The sequence below is a fragment of the Nocardia sp. NPDC050378 genome, from assembly GCF_040655675.1.
Taxonomy (GTDB): domain Bacteria; phylum Actinomycetota; class Actinomycetes; order Mycobacteriales; family Mycobacteriaceae; genus Nocardia; species Nocardia coubleae.
Genome location: NZ_JBFAKI010000021.1, coordinates 64,585 through 84,241, shown reverse-complemented (window position 1 = coordinate 84,241; position 19,657 = coordinate 64,585). Strand labels below are relative to the sequence as shown.

Sequence of the window (19,657 nt, the reverse complement as noted above, 5' to 3'; positions counted from 1 at the left end):
CCCACGGCAGCTACCACCCAGTATTTCCGCACGCCCGTACCACTTTATTCTGAAACATGACCCCGCCTCATGTTTGAACGCGCAGGTGAGGCCCTACTGTCCGTTTGCAAAACATGAGTGCCCCTCATATTGAGCTTTATCGAATCGTTATAATCCCAGGTCGTGTTACCCACCAGTACGCCACGCCGCCCCAACGCTTGGGAGAGCCCGATTCGCCCGGTAGAGTTTGGACGGTCGTACACATCCAGCGCGAGTGGCGAAATTGGCAGACGCGCCAGATTTAGGTTCTGGTGTCCACGGACGTAGGGGTTCAAGTCCCCTCTCGCGCACTTCTCTTGTTCATCGGTGCCTCGGGTCCGCACCTCGACCGCTACCGGCAGCGTTCTTCCCCGACGCGGTCAGCCGGACAGGTGAACCACCTTGTCTGCCAGACGCTCGATCACGGTGTCCTGGTGGCTGATCACGATCAGTGCCAGCCCTGCGTTGCGTAGTTCATCGAGTAGATCGATCACCGTTCGGCGCGTGTGCGGATCGAGGGCGGAGGTGATCTCGTCGCAGATCAGGACGCGGGGTTCGGCGGCGAGTGCGCGGGCGATGGCGACCCGCTGGAGCTGGCCACCGGAGAGTTGGCTGGGGCGGCGGGTGGTGAGGTGGTGGTCCAGGCCTACGTCGTCGAGGAGTCGCCGGGTCCGCTCGGTGACGGCGAGGCCGTCGATGCCGTGGAGTAACCGCAGGGGTCGACCGACCTGGCCGCCGATGCGATAAGCGGGGTTCAGCGAGGTCGCGGGATTTTGCGCGATCAGTTGGATGGCGCGACGGTGGTCGAGCGACCGTCGATCGACGCGGGGATGCACGCGGCAGCCGTCCAGTTCGATTGTCCCGTGCACGGGTTGGTGTAGGCCGACCAGCGCGCGGGCCACGGTGGTCTTGCCCGCGCCCGACCGACCGGAAATGGCGACGCATTCGCCGGGGTGGAGCGCGAACGACACCCCTTCGACCACCGGTTCGGCGTTCCGCCGGTGCGTCACAGTGAGACCGTCCACCTGCAAGACGGGCTGGGTCGCGAATGGGAGGCGCGGCACACGGGTCACCGGGGAGGTGGCGGCGACGCGGTCGCGGTAGCGAGTCATCGAAACCACCCGGCCCCGATCCAGTTCCAGCACATGGTCGATCAGCGAGGACACCGCGGTGAGGTCATGGGTGATCACCAGCAGAGTGGTCGAGGTTTCGCGGCGAATTCGGTGCAGCGTCTCGAGTAGACGGTCGCGGGTGCGGGAGTCGAGGCCGGTGGTCGGCTCGTCGAGGACCAACAGCGCCGGATCGCCCAGCAGCGCCATCGCCAGCAGAACCCGCTGTTGCTGACCACCGGACAGTTCGTGGGGAAATCGTCGCGCGAACTCGCGATCGTCGGGAAGGTCTACTCGACGCAATGCTTCGGCGACGGTGGCACGAGTGGTGGATGTGCCGCGAGCCCTGGCGATTTCGGCGATGGCGGTGCCGATGCGCAAGGCGGGATTGAGTCCGGTGGCCGGGTCCTGGGGGACATAGCCCACCGTGCGGTGTCGGTCGCGACCGCCGATACCGACGGTGCCAGAGGCCGAGAGCCCGGGGGCAAGCGCCCCGAGTACGGCCAGCGCCAAGGTCGTCTTGCCCGCACCGGACGGGCCGATCACGGCTACGCTTTCCCCCGCGCCGATCGTGAACGAAATAGATTCCAGGACAGGAGTTTTGTTCGCATCGCGGACAGTGAGCCCAGCGACCGACAGTCCGGTACCGGTGCCGTCGAACCGCGGCGGTTCAGGTGCGGAGCGACGGTGCTCGGTGCCGAACGCGTGGTCGGTGACCATGTTGACCGAGACCACCAACACCATGATCAACAACGCGGGCGCGAGCACCGACCACGGTTGCAGCGCGAATCCGGGGCGGTTCTCGGTGATCATCAGCGCCCAGTCCGAGGAGGGCGGGCGCAGGCCGAGACCGAGGAATCCACTCACCGCGACCAGCGAGATCGTCGCCGACATCCGCACGCCCGCATCGGCGAACACCACCGACCGCAGATTGGGCAGCACCTCCACCACCCCGAGCCGCCACAGCGGTTCGCCTCGCGCACGCGCGGACTCCACATACCCGGTGGCGGCGAGTTCGAGGACACAGGTGCGCACGATCCGGATGATCCAGGGCACCGATGCCAGGGCCGCTGTCACCACGATGGCCGCCGGGCCCGGCCCCATGGCGGTGGCGATCACCGCCAGCAGCAAAAACCACGGGACCACGATGATCGCGTCGACCGGCGCGGTGATCCAGCGATCCCAGGACCGCCGCAGGCCCGCGAAGGCACCGAGCACCAGCCCGAGCGCGTACGCCACAACCAGGGCGAGCCCAGCGGTCGACAACAGCGCGATGCCGCCGTGTAGCACGCGCGAGAGCACATCCCGTCCGACCACATCGGTGCCAAGCAGATGCCGCGCCGACGGTGACTGGAACGGCGCGGCGGTCGGGACGGTCGGCGAATAGGGCGCGAGGACCGGTCCGAACACGACGAGGAACAGTACCGCCACGGCGACAGCGAGCCAGCCGGACCGTATTCGCCTGCGCCCCTTCCTCTCACGATCCGTCACGGCCCACCTCCCGCCGTGCTCTTGGACTCACCGCGAGGGTGAGCAGATCCGCGACGAGGTAGATGACGATCCCGACGGCCGCCAGTAATACTGCCGCCGACTGGACGAACGGGAAATCGCGAGCCTCGATGGCGCGCAACAACTCCTGCGACAGACCTGGATAGGAGAACAGCGTCTCCACCACCGCGACGCCCCCGATCAACCCGACCACCGTACCCGCGAGTGGATGAATCGAGGCGGACACGGCGTTGGGCGCGACGTGGCGCAGCATCAGCCGCACCCCGCCGACACCGTTGAGCCGAACCGACCGGATATAGGGACTGGCCATCACCTCGGCCGTCTGAGCGCGCACCATCCGCACCGGATGCGGGGACAGCCCGATGAGCAGACAGGTCACCGGCAACACCAGGATCTCCGGGCGGGTCAACGCACTGACCCCGGTCGGCAGCAGCGAAACGGCGGGCAGCAGCCCCAGCGACAGCGACACCGTCGCCACCAGCAGCACACCGAAGACGAACGAGGGCACCGACTCCGCCGCCAGGGCACCGACGCTGATCACGCGGTCGGTGCGCGACCCGGCCCGCGCACCGGCGACCAGCCCGAGCGTGAGCGCGGCCGGAACCAGCAGGACGGCGGTGACCACGGCGAGGGTGACACTGTTGACCGCGCGCCCGAGCAGCACATCGCGCACGGGTCGACCCGAAATCAGCGAGGTGCCGAAATCGCCCTGCGCGAACCCGATCAGCCATTCCGCGAAGCGCACCGGAGCCGGACGGTCGAGGCCGAGCTCGGCGCGCAACGCGGCGAGTTGCTCGGGAGTGGGGGCGCCACCGCCGGTGCGCGAGAGGATCACCGTCGCCGCGTCCGAGTCCAGTACCTCGAACAGCGTGAAAACCACCAGCGCGACAGCACAGAGCACACCGAGCCCGCCGACGACGCGCCGTGCGGTGTAGGCGATCACGACCGGCGGGTCATTGCTCGGCCAGCCAGGTGGTCGCGTAGTTCGCCCAGTCGTCGGTGCCGGGCACACCGTCGCGAACACCACCCACGAAGTTCTTCGCCGCGTCGGGCCGCTTGGCGAAGCTGAAGAGGATGTAGCCGCCTTCGTTCCAGAGTTGTTCTTGCAGTTCGCGATACAGTTCGGCGCGCCGAACCGGGTCCATCGCCGCACGCGCCTGCGCGAACTCGGCATCCCAGTCCGGGCGCCGCCAGCCGGTGCCGTTGCTCGGTGAGTCGCTGGTCATGGTCTGGCCGTAGAAGTAGTCGAGACTGTAGTTCCACCAGCCGACATGACTGAGCGGAGCCTTACCGCTGACCTGCGAGAAGTAGGTGTCGGCAGGTACCGACTCCAACTTGATCGTGATACCGGCGGCTTTGGCCTGCTCGGCGAACAGTGTCGCCGATTCGAGCATGCCCGGTGAGCCGTCGGCGGTCGGCAGCGTCACGGTCAGCTGCTCGTGCCCCGCCGCGCGCAAAAGCTCACGCGCACGCTGCGGATCGTAGGACCGTTGCGGCAGCGTGTCGTGATAGAACGGGGCGCCTTTGCCGTAGATGTCGTTGCCGACCTCGGCGTATCCGTAATACACCGACTCCACCATGGCCTCGCGGTCCACCGCCAACCGCATCGCCTGCCGTACTCGCGGATCGTCGAACGGCGCTGTGTCCACTCGCATTTGGAACGCACCCATCAATCCGGCCGGTGGCACGACCACCGTGACGTTCGGATCGTCGGCCAAGGTGCTCGCCTGCAGGTACGAGATCTCGTGTGCCACTTCGGCCTCCCCGGACAGGAAGGCGTTCACACGCGCTTCGGTCTCGGCGATCTGGATGATCTCCACCTCGTCGAGATACACCGGTCCGTCCCAGTAACGCTCGTTGCGGCGCAACAGGGTGCGGTCACCGGGCGACCACCGCACCAGCGCGAACGGCCCGGTGCCGACGGGCAGTTCCGAGCCGTCGATGGTGCCCGTGCCGTCCTTGACGATGTAGCAGTACCAGCCCGCCAGCACCGAACCGAAGTCGGCCAGCGGTGTTTTCATGGCGACCACCACGGCGAGGTCGCCGTCGGCGCGGGTGCGCGACATGTCGACCGCGGCGAGATCCCCCGACGAGCTCTTGGCCGGGTCGAGCATCCGCTCGAAGCTCCAGAGCACATCGCGCGAGGTCAGTGGGGTGCCGTCGCTGAAAACCACGCCGGGGCGCAGAGTGATCCGCCACTCGCTGCCGTCGGCGTTGGGTTCGAGCGACTGCGCGAGGCGGTAGCGCAGGGTGAGGTCGTTGTTGTAGGCGACGAGCTTGTCCCAGACGTTCTTCGACACCGCCCCGCCCGCCGAACTACCGGCCTGATGCGGGTCGAGCACGTCCGCGCTCGCCGAACGGCCCGCGATCACTGATCGCAGACGACCGCCAGGCCGCGGCGGACCCAGCGCAGCGCCCGATGGACTGCCCGGCGAACCGCAGCCGGTCGCGATCGCGCCGAGCGTGAGCGCGCCGGCGAGCAGGAAGGTGCGACGGCCGAAACCTGACCGTGCCGATGTGGAGTTGTCCATAGCCATCCTCGTGGGTGATCCCGATACGCGGGCGCAGGTATCCTGGCTCCCGGATCGACGCTCCCCACCGGCCTTCCAACCTGGGTAGGTCGTGGCCATGAATCGGCGGATCGCTCCTCGGTGACAGTTGCGGGACAGCCCCGGATTCGCACCGGTGTTCCCTACGCCCGGGTCAGACCTTACCGTGGCCTCCCGTCGCACCTCCCCGACATGCGGCGCACGGCGACTGCCGCGTTTGCCGATGACGTGCTTCACCATTGTCGGTGGAGTTCCTTGGCCTAAGATGGTCGGCGCAGCTGGTTCACGTTCACCGTGCGGAGTCGGAGCCCCGAACTCCGGTGATCGTGTCGAAACCGGACACCGGAATACCGGTGTCCGGCGAGAGGGAACCCGGTGGGAATCCGGGACTGTCCCGCAGCGGTGAGTGGGAACGACCGCCGTCAACGAGCACTGGGCATCCGCCTGGGAAGCGACGGCCACTAGGTCGGCCGAATCAGGCCGGTGCCCGCGAGTCCGAAGACCTGCCCGCTGTGCCGGACACGCCGTGTCCGGCGGCCTTCGCCTCGAGGATTGGGCGCACAGACCGACAAGCGACCCGCCGGACTCACCGGAACGGGCGCGTGAGCTCGCCTCGCACGCCCCCGCGCGGTCGGCGGTCGGTGCTACCCGTGACAGGCCAGGGCTATCCGCATCCGCACCGGAGACGATGACCATGTCCGTTTCATCCAGCTTCTTCACCGCAACCGTTCTCGGACTCCCCCGCGTCGGGCCGAACCGTGAACTCAAACGCGCCACCGAGGCCTACTGGGCAGGCACGGCCGACGCCGAGCACCTGCACACCGTCGCCCGCGAACTGCGCCGCAGCGACCTGACCGGCCTCTCCGCCGCAGGCCTCGACTCGATCCCCGTGGGCACGTTCTCCTACTACGACCAGGTGCTCGACACCGCCGTGCTGTTGGGCGCGCTGCCCGCTCGCGTCGCCGACATCGCCGACCCGCTCGACCGGTACTTCGCCGCCGCACGCGGCACCGACACGATCGCCCCGCTCGAGATGACCAAGTGGTTCGACACCAACTACCACTACCTCGTGCCCGAAATCGACTCGGCGACAGAGTTTTCCCTGAATCCGGACAAGTTGTTCGCCGAGCTCGCCGAAGCCGCGACTCTGGGGATTCCGGCCAGACCGGTCGTCATCGGACCGCTCACCTTCCTGAAGCTGGCCAAGCACGCCGCAGGCGCGCCGCTGGACCGCCTCGCCGAGCTCGTGCCGCTCTACCGTGACCTGCTCACTCGTCTGGCCGACGCCGGGGTGGAGTGGGTCCAGATCGACGAGCCGATCCTCGTCACCGATCTCGACGACGCCGAGCTGGCCGCCGTCCGCGCCACCTACACCGAGCTCGCCTCGTCCACCGCCCGGCCCGCGATCCTCGTCGCCACCTATTTCGGCCACGCCGGCGCCGCACTCGCCGAGATCGCAGCCACCCCGGTCGAAGCCGTCGCGCTCGACTTCACCACGGGAACCACCGTCGAAGCCGTCGCCTCGGTTCCGGCGCTGTCGCGCAAACTGCTGGTCGCCGGCGTCGTCGACGGGCGAAACATCTGGCGCACCGACCTCGACGGTGCGCTGAGCACGCTCGGCTCGCTACTCGGCAGCGCGGCCTCGGTCGCGGTGTCGAGCTCCTGCTCACTGCTACATGTCCCCTATTCGCTGGCCCCGGAAACCGGGTTCGACGACCGGCTGCGTTCGTGGCTGGCCTTCGGCACCGAGAAGGTCGACGAAATCCGTGTCCTGGCAACGGCCCTCACCCGCGGCACCGACACGGTCGCAACCGAGCTGCGCGCGGCGCGCGACGCCGTAGGATCTCGCCGCAGCGACCCGCGCCTGCACGACGACACTGTCCGCGCCCGCCTGGCGGCACTGACCCCGGCCGACACCGAGCGTGCCCCCGCCGACGAACGCCGGATCGAGCAGCGCGCACATCTGAATCTGCCGCTGCTGCCAACCACGACCATCGGCTCCTACCCGCAGACCTCCGCGATCCGGCTGGCTCGCGCCGCACTGCGCAAGGGAGAGATCGATCAGGCGGAATACGCCTCCCGCATGCGGGCCGAGATCGACGACGTGATCGCTCTGCAGGAACGTCTCGGCCTCGATGTGCTCGTGCACGGCGAGCCCGAACGCAACGACATGGTCCAGTATTTCGCCGAACTCCTGGACGGCTTCGCCACCACCGACAACGGCTGGGTCCAGTCCTACGGCACCCGGTGCGTGCGTCCACCGATCCTGTTCGGCGACGTCACCCGGCCCGCACCGATGACCACCGGCTGGATCCGCTACGCCCAGTCCCGCACCGACAAGCCCGTCAAAGGCATGCTCACCGGTCCCGTCACCATCCTGGCCTGGTCCTTCGTTCGCGACGACCAGCCCCTGGCCGACTCGGCCCGTCAGGTCGCCCTGGCCATCCGGGACGAGGTCACCGATCTCGAGCGCGACGGCGCGCGCATCATCCAGGTCGACGAACCCGCCCTGCGCGAACTGCTTCCACTGCGCGCCGCCGAACAACCCGCCTACCTGGCCTGGGCGGTGGACTCGTTCCGGCTGGCAACCGCCGGTGTCGCCGACACCACCCAGATCCACACCCACCTGTGCTACTCCGAGTTCGGTGAGGTCATCGGTGCGATCGCGGGCCTCGACGCCGACGTCACCTCCATCGAAGCGGCCCGCTCACACATGGAGGTCCTCGACGACCTCAACGCCGCCGGCTTCGATCTCGGTGTCGGACCGGGTGTCTACGACATCCACTCCCCCCGTGTGCCTTCGGTCGAGGAGATCATCACCTCGCTGCGGGCAGCATTGAAAGCTGTTCCCGCCGAACGACTGTGGGTCAATCCCGACTGCGGACTGAAGACCCGCGGACCGGTCGAGGTGGAAGCTTCCCTGCGCAATCTCGTCGCCGCGGCTGCGGCGCTGCGCTGAAACTTCCGGTGCGGCTGCGCTTTTCACCGCAGCCGCACCGGGAGTCCGGAGCCGGGGCAGTTACCTGCCGACCCCCCTTCTCAGGGCAGAACCTGCGGAACGACCTCCGGATTCACATGGCCCACAATGCCACCGATGATGGCACCGACGGCCGCATGGGGAAGTACACCGAGGAGGAGGCAGATCGGGTAGCCCACGCCCAATATGATCGCGGACGGGATGCAGTTGACCAGCGTGGTCAGCGCACCGAGACCGGCACCAGCGAGGGCACCGTTGACCACCGGGTCGGAGTTCTCGGCCTTCGGATTGGTCGCGACCTCATGCAACTGGGATTCGGTCACGTCCGATACCACGGGAGCGGTTGCCTCCGAAATCGCGGGAGCGGCCACTTCCGAGACCAAGTTTTCGTTCGAAAGCTCGGCGGCCTGCGGAATCGAAGGCTCGGCATCCTGGGAAATCGCTACGCCCGCCGGGACGGCGGATCCGAACGAATACTCGGCGATGGCAGTCGCATAGCTGTCGCCCTCGACGGCCACCACGGTGGCCGACTGAGCCTGCTGGTCAGCGAATGCGTCCGCCGACGCAACGCCACTACCAGCGAAGGCGACCGCCACAACCACAGGCAGTGCACCGAGGAGAATGTTGCGAGTTGAGCGCATGAACATTGACTACTCCCTCTCGACCTTTTGCCCCCCAAAGCCGGACCAAACGAATGTCGACCGGGCTATTAGTAATAGCCGAAAGATATTAAATCAATCTTTGTGATCTATTTCACATTTGCGCCGGTTGACCAATCCATTCTGTAGTTCGGATTCGCGATCGATATGCGAATCACCTTTCGCACACAGATTTGAGACACGCACGCTGCGTTCGGAATTCAGCGCGAGGGCCCGGCTCACGGTCGGCTGCGTGGTGACCTCGCCTGGATGAACGAGCCCATGGAGATGGCCGTCCGAAAGTCATCGCTGATTCTCGCCGGCCAAGGAGTTCGAACCGAGTTTCGCGCCGAGTAAAGCGCTGTCCGCCAGCCGGGTAAAGAACGAGATAGGTCAGCGCAGCAGTGCACGCAGATAACGGCGGCGATAGTGGCGCTGGGCGACGAGCAGAAGCGGAAAGATCGTCCGCCAGAATCCGGCCGGTGCGGGTCGAGTGAGTGACCTCAGCGTGAATTCCACTGTCCCGTCAGGTCGTCGATGCACCACGAACGCCTCCTCACCACACACCGGATGCCCCGGCAGAGTGCCATAGGCGAACCCACACCTGTCCTCGGTATCGACCACCGCCACCACCCGCACGGGTTCATGCACCGACAACGGCCCCCACCCCATACTCACCCGATACTCCGCGCCGACCGTGACGGGCTCCTCCGGCACGACCCGAAACCCGCTGCGCCGCTTGACACCCCAGCGCAACACCGCCTGTCTCGCCGCTTCCCACACCTGCTCACCGTCCCCGATCACCACGGAGGTCTCGAACCGCCGGAACCCGTCGAAACCTTCGGACCAGATGCGCTCGGCGGGGCAGGTCGCGCCTGCGGGGGCATAGGTCAGATCGTGCATGGCTCTGACGGTACTTTTCCTCGGCAACGGCTCGGCGGTCGGCTGCAGGGACATGGAACAGATCGTCGCTCGGCCGTTTAGCATCGACGTGTGGGTTTGGTGTTCGAGGGGCGCGGGTCCGATTCGCCGTGGGTTTCCACGGTGTGGACCTGTCGCAGCGAGCACGTGGCGGAGATGACCTCCGTGGCGACCGAGACGTGGGGCTTGGTCTTCTGGGACCAGGACGGTGTGCGCGGAGCCGCGGTGACGGGGCCGGAGAGCCGGGCGGGGACGGCGCCGGTACCCGAGGGCGCCAATTTCCTCGGTGTCCAGTTCGCTGTCGGCACCTCGTTGCGTACCGTCGCGACATCGTCGCTGTTAGATGGCGGAATCATGCTGCCGGACATCACCGAGCGCGGCTTCTGGCTCGACGGAACACGCTGGGAGACACCACATCCGGATGACGCCGAGGCCCTCGTCGAACGGCTGATCGCGGCGGAGGTGGTCGGTCGCGACCCGCTGGTCGTCGAGGCACTGCTCGGTGCACGGCCCGCGGTCGGTGAGCGGACACTCGAACGCCGGTTCCGCACCTCGACCGGTCTCACGCAGGGAGCGGTCCGCCAGATCGAACGCGTCCGCACCGCGGCTGGGCTGCTGAGTGCGGGTGAGACCGTGGCCGATGTCGTGGCCGAGCTCGACTACTACGACGAACCCCACCTCGCCCGCGCGCTGCGACGGTATGTCGGGCGCACAGCGCGGCAATTACGCGAAGGCGCGGGCGGAGCGATCGCGCTCGGTCAGCGCACCACGTCATAGACGAGTTTCGCCACACCGTTGCTGTAGGTATCCGAATCACGCAGCCGCAGTTGCTGTTTCGGTCGGTCCGAATGACTGAAGAGGTTCTTGCCCGCGCCGAGCAGAACCGGGAAGACCAACAGGTTGTAGCGGTCGATCAGGTCGGCGTCGCCGAGACTCCGTGCCAGTTCGGCACTGCCGTGGACGAAAATGGCCCCACCGTCGGACTGCTTCAGCTTCTCCACGTCCGCGACGGTACGCAGGATCGTGATGTCACCCCAGCCGTCGATCAGATCGCCCTCGGACAGAGTCGAGGACACCACATACTTGGGCAGATCCTTGTACGCGGCGTGATCTTCGGAATCCCGCCAGATCGGCGCGAACGCCGCATAGCTGCGACGTCCGAACATCAGCGCCGAGGTCTCCGCGAGCTCCTCCCCCTTGAGCGAATACGCCTCCGGCACGAACTCGGTCTGCATCACCCACCCACCACTGCGGTGCCCCTCAACGGTGCCACCGGGCGAGTCGACTACCCCGTCGAGCGACATGAATCCCGTGTAGACCAGCTCGCGTGCCATGCGATTCCTCCTGAAGATCGTGCGTCGGACTGCGCTCACCCTAAGTCGAGGCACCAACACCCGTCTTGGACGAAACCGACACGATCACCGCGCGGGCCACATCGACGCGGTGCCCCGCAGGGCATGGCGAATCCGGCCGGAAGCACCCTCCCGGCCGGATCACCGGCCGATCACACCAGTTCGGGTACGCGCAGGTGCGCGAAGCCGAGCCGGAACTCCGCTACATCGAGGACCTCGGCACTCAGGCTGCGCGAGGCCGCGGCCCTCATCCGGTCCGTGTGTTCACGGCTGCTGTCCAATTCCTCGACACTCGACCACACCGTGGAGCCGACCGCACGCCCGGTTTCCCGGTCGACGAACAAGCTGGCGCTGCGGAACCCTTCGAGCTCCTCGAACGCCGGCAACAGTCGGGTCTTGAAGGTGTCGATCAGCAGGTCCATCCCGGCCGGATCCATCTGCAACCAGGTGCATCGAGTGCACGCGCGCGGACCTGCCAGATGTTCGCGGTGCATGACGGCGACATCCCATTCATCGATCTTCTCGAGCCGCCCACCCATCGCCTGGGCCAGACCGTCACGCAACGGCTGGGCACGCGACTGACTCGACCGCAGCGCATCCTCCGAATCCCACGCGGTCGTGGCGATGCAACGTCCCGTCGCCCTGTTCACCATCAGCGACAGGCCGACCCATCCGTCGAACTCGGGCAACTGCGGCATCACCTTGTTACGCAGGTACGCGATCCCGCTGTCGATCGAAGACGGCTGAGCCGCGATAGTGCTCGAACGTGCGTACACAGGCAACCTCCCACTTCTCCGAAGAGTGGCGCCCCCGGTGGACACCACCGGACATACCCACTGTCCTCCGCGACGGCCGTCCGCACAATGCCGCACACCAATACCCCGCCCGACCTCGAAATTTCGGCGAAATAGTCGGGCAACAAGTATTGACAGCAGGAGAAATCGGAGCAGACTGGAGACATACCGGAGCACCGGAGAATGGCTACGCTACCGACAGAGACGTCCGTCGACAGCGGTGAGTTGTTTTTCAGGATCCGGCTAAGCCCCCGGCAAGCCAGTCGAATTCCGGAGCTGTCAGCGACGACTGATAACTCACGTTTCGATGGAGACTACCGGGGACTGTTCTGTATGGGGGTATCTCTCTCTGGTGGACGACCCACCACCTTGCTCCAGCGCGGCACCATAACGCTCGCCCGCCTACAGCTAGGCCATCCCGATCACGTGCGCCGCTGCCTCTGATCGAAAAGCGATCATGACGCGCGGTAGCCAGAGATGATCCATTCAGCGATCGTCCACGGGCTGCGCACTCCCATGTCAGCACTGGCGTCAGCTGAACGTCAGGTCCGTGTCAGCGAGCCCGGACAGAGTGTGTTCATCGAACAAAGCGGTCCTACTCCGAAGGAGCAGGGCCACAACGGATTACGAGGAGCACACCATGAACGCCACCATCACCCTGAGCGACCAGGACAAGGCCACCCTGCGGACCGCCGCCTATGGGGCCGTCTCGTTGATCGCTGCCGCGGGGGCTCCGCACAAGGCCGTCTCGCACGGGACCATCGCCCTCACTTCCGCGACGGGGCTCGTCGGTCATGTCCTGTCGGCGAAGTCCCGTGATATCCGCCTGCCCGGCAAGACTGTCGCCGAACTCGCCGACACCGTGCTGCCCAGCCTCACGGCCGCGATGACCGCGCTCGCCGCTCACCCCGCCGAGGCAGCCAACTTCCGCGATACCGTGCTGATCGCGATCGAGCCGGCTACTCACGCCGCGAAGGGTGCTCCGCTCCCGGCGGTGACCGCGATGGCCGCCAAGATCGCGGGCGCGCTCGAGGTCTAGCACCGACCGGTTCCGAGACGGCCGACACCATCGGCAGTCGCGGCCGGGGACATAATCAGAAACTGAATGCACTTGCGGCGCCCCTGATCTCACGATCTGGGGCGCCGCTGTGCTGCCTATGCACCCGACGACAAAGCCGAAGGTCGATCACGGTCGTCGGTGTTGTCGACCGGGCTTCATGTACAGCTCCCACATTCAGGCCTGGCCGATGAGGCGCACACGGCACACCCGCGTTACGGAACTCCCTGTTCACCGAGGTAGCCGCGGGCACCCTGCCAGCTGATCGAGATCGACGAGTCCGTTGTCACCGCCGTTTTCGGTGGCTGACGGGCGCATCCCCGTCAGCGGCTGTCGCGACCGTTTGCGCATTGATTCGATGTACGTCAATATCGATGCATGTCGAAGTCGGAGCTGAACCTGGTGGCCGATGCCGCGTGTTGCGCGGAACCGGTCGTTCGCGATCCCTTGACCCACACCGAGGCGGCCGAGCTCGCCGCGGTGTTCAAGGCGTTGTCGGATCCGGTGCGGCTTCGGTTGCTGTCGCTGGTCGCGAGTCGCGCCGGTGGTGAGGCGTGCGTGTGCGATATCTCCGACGGTGTCGAGGTGAGTCAGCCGACCGTCTCGCATCACCTCAAAGTGCTGCGCGAGGCGGGGCTGCTCACCAGTGAGCGGCGCGCCTCGTGGGTGTACTACCGCGTGGTGCCCGAAGCGTTCGCCCGCATTTCCAGCGCGCTGAGCACCGAGGATGTGCCCGCGTGAGCACGGCAACCACGGCCGAGCAGCCGCCCGTCGCCGGCAAGCTGTCGACCCTTGACCGGTTTCTTCCGTTGTGGATCGGTGCGGCGATGCTTGCCGGAATCCTGTTGGGGCGCACAGTGCCCGGCCTGGGTGACGCCCTCGGTGCGGTCGAGATCGACGGTATTTCGCTGCCGATCGCCATCGGTCTGCTGATCATGATGTACCCGGTGCTGGCCAAAGTGCGCTACGACCGGCTCGACACCGTCACCGGCGATCGCAAACTCCTCATCGGCTCCCTGGTGCTGAACTGGGTGCTCGGCCCCGCCCTCATGTTCGCCCTGGCCTGGATGTTTCTGCCAGACCTGCCCGAGTACCGCACCGGCCTGATCATCGTCGGCCTGGCTCGCTGCATCGCCATGGTCATCATCTGGAACGACCTGGCCTGCGGTGATCGCGAGGCCGCCGCCGTGCTGGTCGCCCTGAACTCGGTGTTCCAGGTGTTCATGTTCGCCGTGCTCGGCTGGTTCTACCTGTCGGTGCTGCCCGGCTGGCTCGGGCTGGAGCAAACCCACATCGACACCTCACCGTGGCAGATCGCGAAATCAGTGCTGATCTTTCTCGGCATCCCTTTGCTCGCGGGATACCTGAGCAGGCGCATCGGTGAACGAACCAAGGGCCGCGACTGGTACGAGTCGACATTCCTGCCCAAGATCGGGCCGTGGGCGTTGTACGGGCTGCTGTTCACGATCGTGATCCTGTTCGCGCTCCAGGGCAGTCAGATCACCTCCCACCCGTGGGACGTGGCACGGATCGCGCTGCCGCTGCTGGTGTACTTCGCCGTGATGTGGGGCGGCGGTTACGCACTCGGTGCCGTCATGGGCCTGGGCTACGCGCGTACCACCACCCTCGCGTTCACCGCCGCGGGCAACAACTTCGAGCTCGCCATCGCCGTGGCGATCGCCACCTACGGCGCCACCTCAGGTGAGGCTCTCGCCGGTGTCGTCGGGCCACTGATCGAGGTCCCGGTGCTGGTGGGCCTGGTGTATGTGTCGCTCGCGCTGCGCAAGCGGTTCACCGGCGTCACCCCGTCTGCCACCGCAGCTGTGAAATGAGCGGCAAGCCGTCGGTGTGCGAATCATCCTCTCGACACCGCTGAACCGTCCGAACCCGGGATCGGCGGTATCGACGCCGCTCCCTCATCATCGAAAGGCTCTGCCTCCCATGTCGTCCAAGCCGAGCGTGCTCTTCGTCTGCGTCCACAACGCCGGACGCTCCCAGATGGCACAGGGCTTCCTCACCCACCTCGCGGGCGATGCGATCGAGGTCCGTTCCGCGGGCAGTACACCCGGTGACACCCTGAATCCCGCCGCCGTCGAAGCCATGGCCGAACTCGGCATCGACATCACCGCCCAGTCCCCCAAAATCCTCACCCCCGAGGCAGTCGAAACGTCCACGGTCGTCATCACGATGGGTTGCGGCGACGCCTGCCCCTACTTCCCCGGCGTCGACTACCGGGACTGGAAGTTGGAGGATCCGGCTGGCAAGGGCGTGGAAGCGGTGCGCCCGATCCGCGACGAGATCAAAAAGCACATCGAGGAATTGATCGCCGAACTGCTGCCGAAAGGCTGACAACGCGACCCACCGCACAGCGACATCGACATCGTTGCATCGACGTGCCGAACTCAGCACCGGCAGCGGTGGCGGGAATCTGGCGGCGCCGAATTCACCGCAGACGAGTTCGTCCTCCGCGGATAAACCGCTTGATATCGGAACCGGCACTTCCATATTCTGCGGTCGACGGACCTGGTAGGTGCGATTTCAGCGAAGGATGGCGAATGCGCGTCGGCGTTGTCGGATTGCGGATGGGGTTGTATCTGGCGACGTGGTGTAGTCGGCTGGGGATCGAGGTGGTTGCCGCCTGTGATCCTGATCCGGAGCGGCGTGCCGAAGCGGCGGAGATTTTGCCGGGCGCAACGTTGTTCGAGGAGTGGACCGCGCTGCTCGACTACCCGATCGATGCCGTTGTCCTGGCCAACGACTTCGACGAGCACGCGGCGCCCGCCATCGCGTTCCTCGAGCGGGGTGTGCATGTCCTCTCGGAATCAGCCGCCTGCGTGGACGAACGGCAAGCAGCGGAGCTGCTCGCGGCCGAGCGGCGTTCGTCGGCGACCTATTCGTTCGCGGAGAACTACGTCTTCCATCCACATGTGAACCTCATCCGAAAAGCCCTGGCGGACGGGGAGATCGGTCGGCCGACACTGATCGAGGCCGACTATCTGCACGCGATGTCACCCGCCGACGTGACGGGCCTGATCGGCGATCCCGCCCACTGGCGTGGACGCATCGAACCGACGGCCTACTGCACGCATACGCTCTCGCCGATCCTCTCCCTCACCGGTCAGTTGCCGGTCGAGGTGTCGGCGTACCCGGTCGACATCGCCGATGCCAGAGCGGCGGTGGTCATGGTGGTACGCCTCAGTGGCGGCGGGCTGGCGATCAGCAGGCACGGGTTTTTGCAGGGCGAACCCGACAGCCACTGGAGCTGGGTTTCGGTGCGCGGAACCGAAGGGCTGGCGGAATCGGTAAGGGCGCCCGGCGATCGCGCCTGGTCGGTGCGGGTTCGCACCGAAGGGTGGGTGGCCGGCGCAGCTGTCGACGAGGAACGTGCGCCGACCCCTTCGCGGCTGGCCGACGGCACTCCGGTCGAGCCGAAAGCCGAGGGCACGATCCGCATCCTGGAGGGGTTCCGCGCCTGCGTCGAACGCGGCGCACCACCGCTCGTCCCCGTGCAACCGGCCGTCGCCGCCTCGCTGGTCGGCGTCGCGGGCGCGCGCTCGCTGCGCGAGGGGTCACGCCCCGTGGAGATGCCGAAACTGTTCGGCTGAAAGCGGTTTCATCGAAGCTGCGGTCGCGAACGATCAGAATTTGCCGGTGTGGTGTGCGATTCGGAGGCCAAGGCCGGTGGTCAGCTCGGCGACGAAGGCGTCGTCGAGGGGTGGCCAGTGCCAGAATTCGACAGCCAGTGCGCCGAGGGCGAAGTCGTCGGACCAGGCCCAAGCATTGATCGGTGTGGATGTCCGGCAGGTTCGGCAGGTGACGTTGGCGGCGCCGGTGGTGACCCATTCCTCGATCGCGGACGAAAAGGGTTGCCAGACAGCTGGATCGGCTTCCCATCGGTTCGGGTAATCGATGATGACGGTGCGGGTGGCGCAGTGGGGGCAGGTGGCGTACTCGGGTTCGGTTTCGCCTTGGCCGCCGTGGTGGGCGTGGCGGCCGACGACGACGGCGACCGGGCCGGGCACCCAATCGGCGCCCCAGTCGTCCGCGATACCCGCCCATTGTGGCCCGGGGACATAGCCCGCCTCGACCTTCGAGCTGTACATCGACTCGCTGGACATCTCTCGCGTCAGCAAGCCACGCGACACCATCCAGTCCACCACCCGGGCACCGAGCGCCTCCGCTTCGGCCGCACCCACCTCGACATCGACGATCCGCTCGAAATAGTCACCCACCCACGCATGGTGCCACGGCTCAGCCACGATGGCGGCTGCCGAAAGCACCCGCCAATCGCTCGCCCGCTGGCGAAGACCAGGGGCGCGGGTGAGATCGCAGCTCAGCGGGAGTAATCGCGGAAGGTCATGACGCCGCCGACCATGATGGCTACGACCATGAAGAGGTACACGACGACGCGCAGCCAGGTCGGGCCGTAGAACGTCACCGCCATGGTTGCTCCCAGCGCTACGAGAATCAGCACCACCCCGTAGAAGGGCGTGCGTTGTTCCCTGTCGACCATGGTTCCAGTGTCCGCCGAATACCGGCGCGGTGCCATGTACAACGATTCTGCCCGAAATCGGGCAGGGAACTTGGTGGAAACGGTCGGGCCGGGCAAGATTGCGGCGGTGAACGACGGATCCTCGGCGGAGCTGGTGCGGCATGTGGCCATGTCCACGGGGCTTCCGGAGCGGGTCGCGGCTCGGGTCGTCGCCGATATCGTCGGATACTTCGACGAGACGGCCGAGGAGTTCGTGCGCCGCAGGCACGGAGAGTTGCAGGCCCGGCAGGTGCGTAATGCCGAGATCTGGCGGTTGCTCGCGGGCGAACTCGCGCAGCGGCCGGTGGCGGCTCCCCGGTTCACCGAACGGCAGTTGCGGCGCATCGTCTACGGGTAAAGGAGCCGGCATGTGTGGAATCGTCGGGTACGTCGGGCATCGGCAAGCGGTTCCGGTGCTGCTGGAAGGATTGCATCGGCTCGAGTACCGGGGTTACGACTCGGCGGGTCTCGCGCTGCCTTACCGGGGCAAATTGCGGGTTCGCAAGACACAGGGCCGGGTCCAGGATCTGCGGGACAAGGGTGATACCGCCACGTTGCCCGGCAATGTCGGCATCGCGCACACCCGATGGGCCACCCACGGCGAGCCGAGTGACGCCAACGCCCACCCGCACACCGACACCAGCGGCCGAATCGCGGTGGTGCACAACGGCATCGTCGAGAACGCCGAACAGCTGCGGTCCGAGCTCACCGCGCTCGGTGTGCAGCTGGTCTCCGATACCGACACCGAGGCCATCGCGCATCTGATCGCGGCCGAGCTCGACGCCACCGACTCGCTCGAGGCCGCCGTGCGCGCCGCCCTGCACCGCGTGCAGGGCACCTACGGATTGCTGGTGCTCGACGCGCGGCGGCCCGACGAGCTGGTCGTTGCCCGCAACGGCAGCCCGATCGTGCTCGGTGTCGGCGACGGCGAGATGTTCATCGCCTCCGATGTCGCCGCTCTGGTGCACCACACCCAGCGGGTGGTCTTCCTCGACGACGGCGAGATCGCCACCCTGCGCGCCGACGGATTCCGCACCAGCACCCTCGGCGCCGAACCCGAGCAGACCGACAAGGTGCCGACCACCATCGATATGGCGGCCGAGGACTACGCGCTCGGCGGCTACCCCGACTTCATGCGCAAGGAGATCGCCGAGCAGAGCGAGGCCGTGCGCCGGGCCCTGCGCGGACGCCTCGACGACCGCTTCGCCACCGCGCACCTGGGCGGCCTGAACATGGACGCCCGTGAACTGCGCGGCATCAGCAAGGTGGTCTTCCTCGGCTGCGGGTCGGCCTATTACGCAGGTCAGCTCGGTGCGCAACTGGTGGAGGAGCTCGCCCGCATCCCCGCCACCGCGGAACCGGCCTCGGAGTTCCGCTACCGCAATCCGGTCGTCGACCCCGACGCGCTGTACGTGGCGATCAGCCAGTCCGGGGAAACCCTGGACACCCTGGCGGCGGTGCAGGAACTGCAGCGCAAGGGTGGCCGGGTGATCGGTGCGGTGAACGCGGTGGGCAGCGCGATCGCCCGCCAGTGCGGTGCCGGTGTGTTCCTGCACGCGGGCCCCGAGATCTCGGTCGCCTCGACCAAGGCGCTGACGAACATGACGGTGTCGTTCACCATGCTGGCCCTGCTGCTCGGGCGGGTGCGCGACCTCTCGGCCGCCGACGGGCAGCGCATCGTCGACGGGCTACGCGCCGTGCCCGACGCCATCGACCAGCTGATCGATGACGAATCCGCCATCGCCGAGATCGCCCAGCGCTACGCGAAGGCACGCAGCATGTTCTTCATCGGCCGGGTGCGTGCCTGGCCGGTGGCCCGCGAGGGCGCGCAGAAGCTGAAGGAAGTCAGCTATGTGCACGCCGAGGCGTATCAGGCTTCCGAGCTCAAGCACGGCCCGCTCGCCCTGATCGACCCGGAGATGCCGAGTGTGGTGATCGTCCCCGACGACGAACTGCTCGCCAAGAACATCAACACGATCGAGCAGATCAAGGCCCGCGGTGGCCCGGTCATCGCCGTCACCAACGCGGACCTGCCCGCGAGCATCGCCGACGACGTGATCCGGGTGCCGAAGGTCGCCCCGGAACTCGACCCGATGTTGCTCACCATCCCGCTGCAACTGCTGGCCTACCACTGCGCCCTCGCCCTCGGCCGCGACGTGGACAAGCCGCGCAACCTGGCCAAGAGCGTCACCGTCGAATAGG

The 19,657-nt window shown here is 66.7% G+C and carries 18 protein-coding genes, 1 tRNA gene and 2 riboswitches; of the genes, 10 read left to right on the top strand and 9 right to left on the bottom strand.

The genetic code is table 11. The annotated features are described in order from the left end of the window. The first annotated feature begins 247 nt into the window (after window positions 1-247). Window positions 248-329 (top strand) — tRNA-Leu (locus AB0I35_RS29420). Window positions 330-398: 69 nt separating this feature from the next. Here the strand turns inward: AB0I35_RS29420 and AB0I35_RS29415 are convergent. The 3 genes from AB0I35_RS29415 to AB0I35_RS29405 are packed head-to-tail and all read right to left on the bottom strand — an operon-like array spanning window position 399 to window position 5,167. Continuing rightward, window positions 399-2,618, bottom strand: coding sequence for an ATP-binding cassette domain-containing protein (locus tag AB0I35_RS29415; protein ID WP_357399582.1), 2,220 nt, complete (start codon window positions 2,616-2,618; stop codon window positions 399-401). Next, window positions 2,605-3,579, bottom strand: coding sequence for an ABC transporter permease (locus AB0I35_RS29410; protein WP_357399581.1), 975 nt, complete (start codon window positions 3,577-3,579; stop codon window positions 2,605-2,607). Before AB0I35_RS29410 ends, AB0I35_RS29415 begins: the two co-directional genes overlap by 14 nt. Before the next feature lie 10 nt (window positions 3,580-3,589). Further along, entirely contained in the window at window positions 3,590-5,167 is a 1,578-nt protein-coding gene (locus tag AB0I35_RS29405; protein WP_357399580.1) for an ABC transporter substrate-binding protein, read from the bottom strand. A gap of 14 nt (window positions 5,168-5,181) precedes the next feature. Continuing rightward, a riboswitch (cobalamin riboswitch) is annotated at window positions 5,182-5,351 on the bottom strand. Between the two features lie 154 nt (window positions 5,352-5,505). Beyond that, window positions 5,506-5,711: riboswitch (cobalamin riboswitch) on the top strand. Window positions 5,712-5,873: 162 nt separating this feature from the next. Between AB0I35_RS29405 and metE the strand changes: the two genes are divergently transcribed. Beyond that, entirely contained in the window at window positions 5,874-8,144 is a 2,271-nt protein-coding gene (gene metE, locus AB0I35_RS29400) for a 5-methyltetrahydropteroyltriglutamate--homocysteine S-methyltransferase (RefSeq protein WP_357399579.1), read from the top strand. A gap of 80 nt (window positions 8,145-8,224) precedes the next feature. Here the strand turns inward: metE and AB0I35_RS29395 are convergent, their stop codons facing one another. Further along, window positions 8,225-8,809: a hypothetical protein gene (locus AB0I35_RS29395; RefSeq protein ID WP_357399578.1), complete on the bottom strand. Its 585-nt coding sequence runs from the start codon at window positions 8,807-8,809 to the stop codon at window positions 8,225-8,227. A gap of 384 nt (window positions 8,810-9,193) precedes the next feature. Then, the gene (locus AB0I35_RS29390; protein WP_357399577.1) at window positions 9,194-9,703 is read right to left on the bottom strand and encodes a DUF1990 domain-containing protein; all 510 of its coding nucleotides are present in this window, start codon (window positions 9,701-9,703) and stop codon (window positions 9,194-9,196) included. Window positions 9,704-9,793: 90 nt separating this feature from the next. Here AB0I35_RS29390 and AB0I35_RS29385 point away from each other — a divergent pair, with 90 nt between their 5' ends. Next, window positions 9,794-10,498: a helix-turn-helix domain-containing protein gene (locus AB0I35_RS29385; RefSeq protein WP_357399576.1), complete on the top strand. Its 705-nt coding sequence runs from the start codon at window positions 9,794-9,796 to the stop codon at window positions 10,496-10,498. Here the strand turns inward: AB0I35_RS29385 and AB0I35_RS29380 are convergent. After that, entirely contained in the window at window positions 10,480-11,055 is a 576-nt protein-coding gene (locus AB0I35_RS29380; RefSeq protein ID WP_357399575.1) for a dihydrofolate reductase family protein, read from the bottom strand. The two genes, AB0I35_RS29385 and AB0I35_RS29380, sit on opposite strands and share 19 nt — an antisense overlap. A 170-nt stretch (window positions 11,056-11,225) precedes the next feature. Further along, window positions 11,226-11,849, bottom strand: coding sequence for a hypothetical protein (locus AB0I35_RS29375; protein WP_357399574.1), 624 nt, complete (start codon window positions 11,847-11,849; stop codon window positions 11,226-11,228). Between the two features lie 658 nt (window positions 11,850-12,507). Here AB0I35_RS29375 and AB0I35_RS29370 point away from each other — a divergent pair. The 5 genes from AB0I35_RS29370 (at window position 12,508) to AB0I35_RS29350 (ending at window position 16,529) form a co-directional block, all read left to right on the top strand. Next, complete coding sequence (locus tag AB0I35_RS29370) at window positions 12,508-12,906, top strand: hypothetical protein (RefSeq protein WP_357399573.1); 399 nt, start codon at window positions 12,508-12,510, stop codon at window positions 12,904-12,906. Window positions 12,907-13,302: 396 nt separating this feature from the next. After that, window positions 13,303-13,665 carry a metalloregulator ArsR/SmtB family transcription factor gene (locus AB0I35_RS29365; RefSeq protein ID WP_357399572.1) on the top strand — a complete coding sequence of 121 codons (363 nt, stop codon included), beginning with the start codon at window positions 13,303-13,305 and terminating at the stop codon, window positions 13,663-13,665. Further along, window positions 13,662-14,756 (top strand): ACR3 family arsenite efflux transporter, encoded by a 1,095-nt coding sequence (arsB, locus tag AB0I35_RS29360; protein WP_357399571.1) that lies wholly within the window; start codon window positions 13,662-13,664, stop codon window positions 14,754-14,756. The genes AB0I35_RS29365 and arsB overlap by 4 nt, the downstream gene beginning before the upstream one ends. A gap of 109 nt (window positions 14,757-14,865) precedes the next feature. After that, complete coding sequence (locus tag AB0I35_RS29355) at window positions 14,866-15,273, top strand: arsenate reductase ArsC (protein ID WP_357399570.1); 408 nt, start codon at window positions 14,866-14,868, stop codon at window positions 15,271-15,273. 206 nt (window positions 15,274-15,479) lie between these two features. Beyond that, window positions 15,480-16,529 (top strand): Gfo/Idh/MocA family oxidoreductase, encoded by a 1,050-nt coding sequence (locus AB0I35_RS29350; RefSeq protein ID WP_357399569.1) that lies wholly within the window; start codon window positions 15,480-15,482, stop codon window positions 16,527-16,529. Window positions 16,530-16,562: 33 nt separating this feature from the next. Here AB0I35_RS29350 and AB0I35_RS29345 read toward each other — a convergent pair whose 3' ends face one another. Both AB0I35_RS29345 and AB0I35_RS29340 read right to left on the bottom strand, forming a co-directional pair. After that, the gene (locus AB0I35_RS29345; RefSeq protein ID WP_357399568.1) at window positions 16,563-17,156 is read right to left on the bottom strand and encodes a hypothetical protein; all 594 of its coding nucleotides are present in this window, start codon (window positions 17,154-17,156) and stop codon (window positions 16,563-16,565) included. Between the two features lie 101 nt (window positions 17,157-17,257). Beyond that, the gene (locus AB0I35_RS29340; RefSeq protein ID WP_357399567.1) at window positions 17,258-17,437 is read right to left on the bottom strand and encodes a hypothetical protein; all 180 of its coding nucleotides are present in this window, start codon (window positions 17,435-17,437) and stop codon (window positions 17,258-17,260) included. Window positions 17,438-17,543: 106 nt separating this feature from the next. On the opposite strand from AB0I35_RS29340, the gene AB0I35_RS29335 reads away from it, so the two are divergent. Both AB0I35_RS29335 and glmS read left to right on the top strand, forming a co-directional pair. Further along, the gene (locus AB0I35_RS29335) at window positions 17,544-17,813 is read left to right on the top strand and encodes a hypothetical protein (protein WP_225280923.1); all 270 of its coding nucleotides are present in this window, start codon (window positions 17,544-17,546) and stop codon (window positions 17,811-17,813) included. Between the two features lie 10 nt (window positions 17,814-17,823). Then, entirely contained in the window at window positions 17,824-19,656 is a 1,833-nt protein-coding gene (gene glmS, locus AB0I35_RS29330) for a glutamine--fructose-6-phosphate transaminase (isomerizing) (protein WP_357399566.1), read from the top strand. Window position 19,657: the final 1 nt, after the last annotated feature.

What these genes read in the sequence shown, in the direction of transcription:
- AB0I35_RS29405 (WP_357399580.1), bottom strand. Translation starts at nt 5,167, where the DNA reads ATGGACAACTCCACATCGGCACGGTCAGGTTTCGGCCGTCGCACCTTC.
- metE (WP_357399579.1), top strand. Translation starts at nt 5,874, where the DNA reads ATGACCATGTCCGTTTCATCCAGCTTCTTCACCGCAACCGTTCTCGGA.
- AB0I35_RS29395 (WP_357399578.1), bottom strand. Translation starts at nt 8,809, where the DNA reads ATGTTCATGCGCTCAACTCGCAACATTCTCCTCGGTGCACTGCCTGTG.
- AB0I35_RS29390 (WP_357399577.1), bottom strand. Translation starts at nt 9,703, where the DNA reads ATGCACGATCTGACCTATGCCCCCGCAGGCGCGACCTGCCCCGCCGAG.
- AB0I35_RS29380 (WP_357399575.1), bottom strand. Translation starts at nt 11,055, where the DNA reads ATGGCACGCGAGCTGGTCTACACGGGATTCATGTCGCTCGACGGGGTA.
- AB0I35_RS29370 (WP_357399573.1), top strand. Translation starts at nt 12,508, where the DNA reads ATGAACGCCACCATCACCCTGAGCGACCAGGACAAGGCCACCCTGCGG.
- AB0I35_RS29365 (WP_357399572.1), top strand. Translation starts at nt 13,303, where the DNA reads ATGTCGAAGTCGGAGCTGAACCTGGTGGCCGATGCCGCGTGTTGCGCG.
- AB0I35_RS29355 (WP_357399570.1), top strand. Translation starts at nt 14,866, where the DNA reads ATGTCGTCCAAGCCGAGCGTGCTCTTCGTCTGCGTCCACAACGCCGGA.
- AB0I35_RS29350 (WP_357399569.1), top strand. Translation starts at nt 15,480, where the DNA reads ATGCGCGTCGGCGTTGTCGGATTGCGGATGGGGTTGTATCTGGCGACG.
- AB0I35_RS29340 (WP_357399567.1), bottom strand. Translation starts at nt 17,437, where the DNA reads ATGGTCGACAGGGAACAACGCACGCCCTTCTACGGGGTGGTGCTGATT.
- glmS (WP_357399566.1), top strand. Translation starts at nt 17,824, where the DNA reads ATGTGTGGAATCGTCGGGTACGTCGGGCATCGGCAAGCGGTTCCGGTG.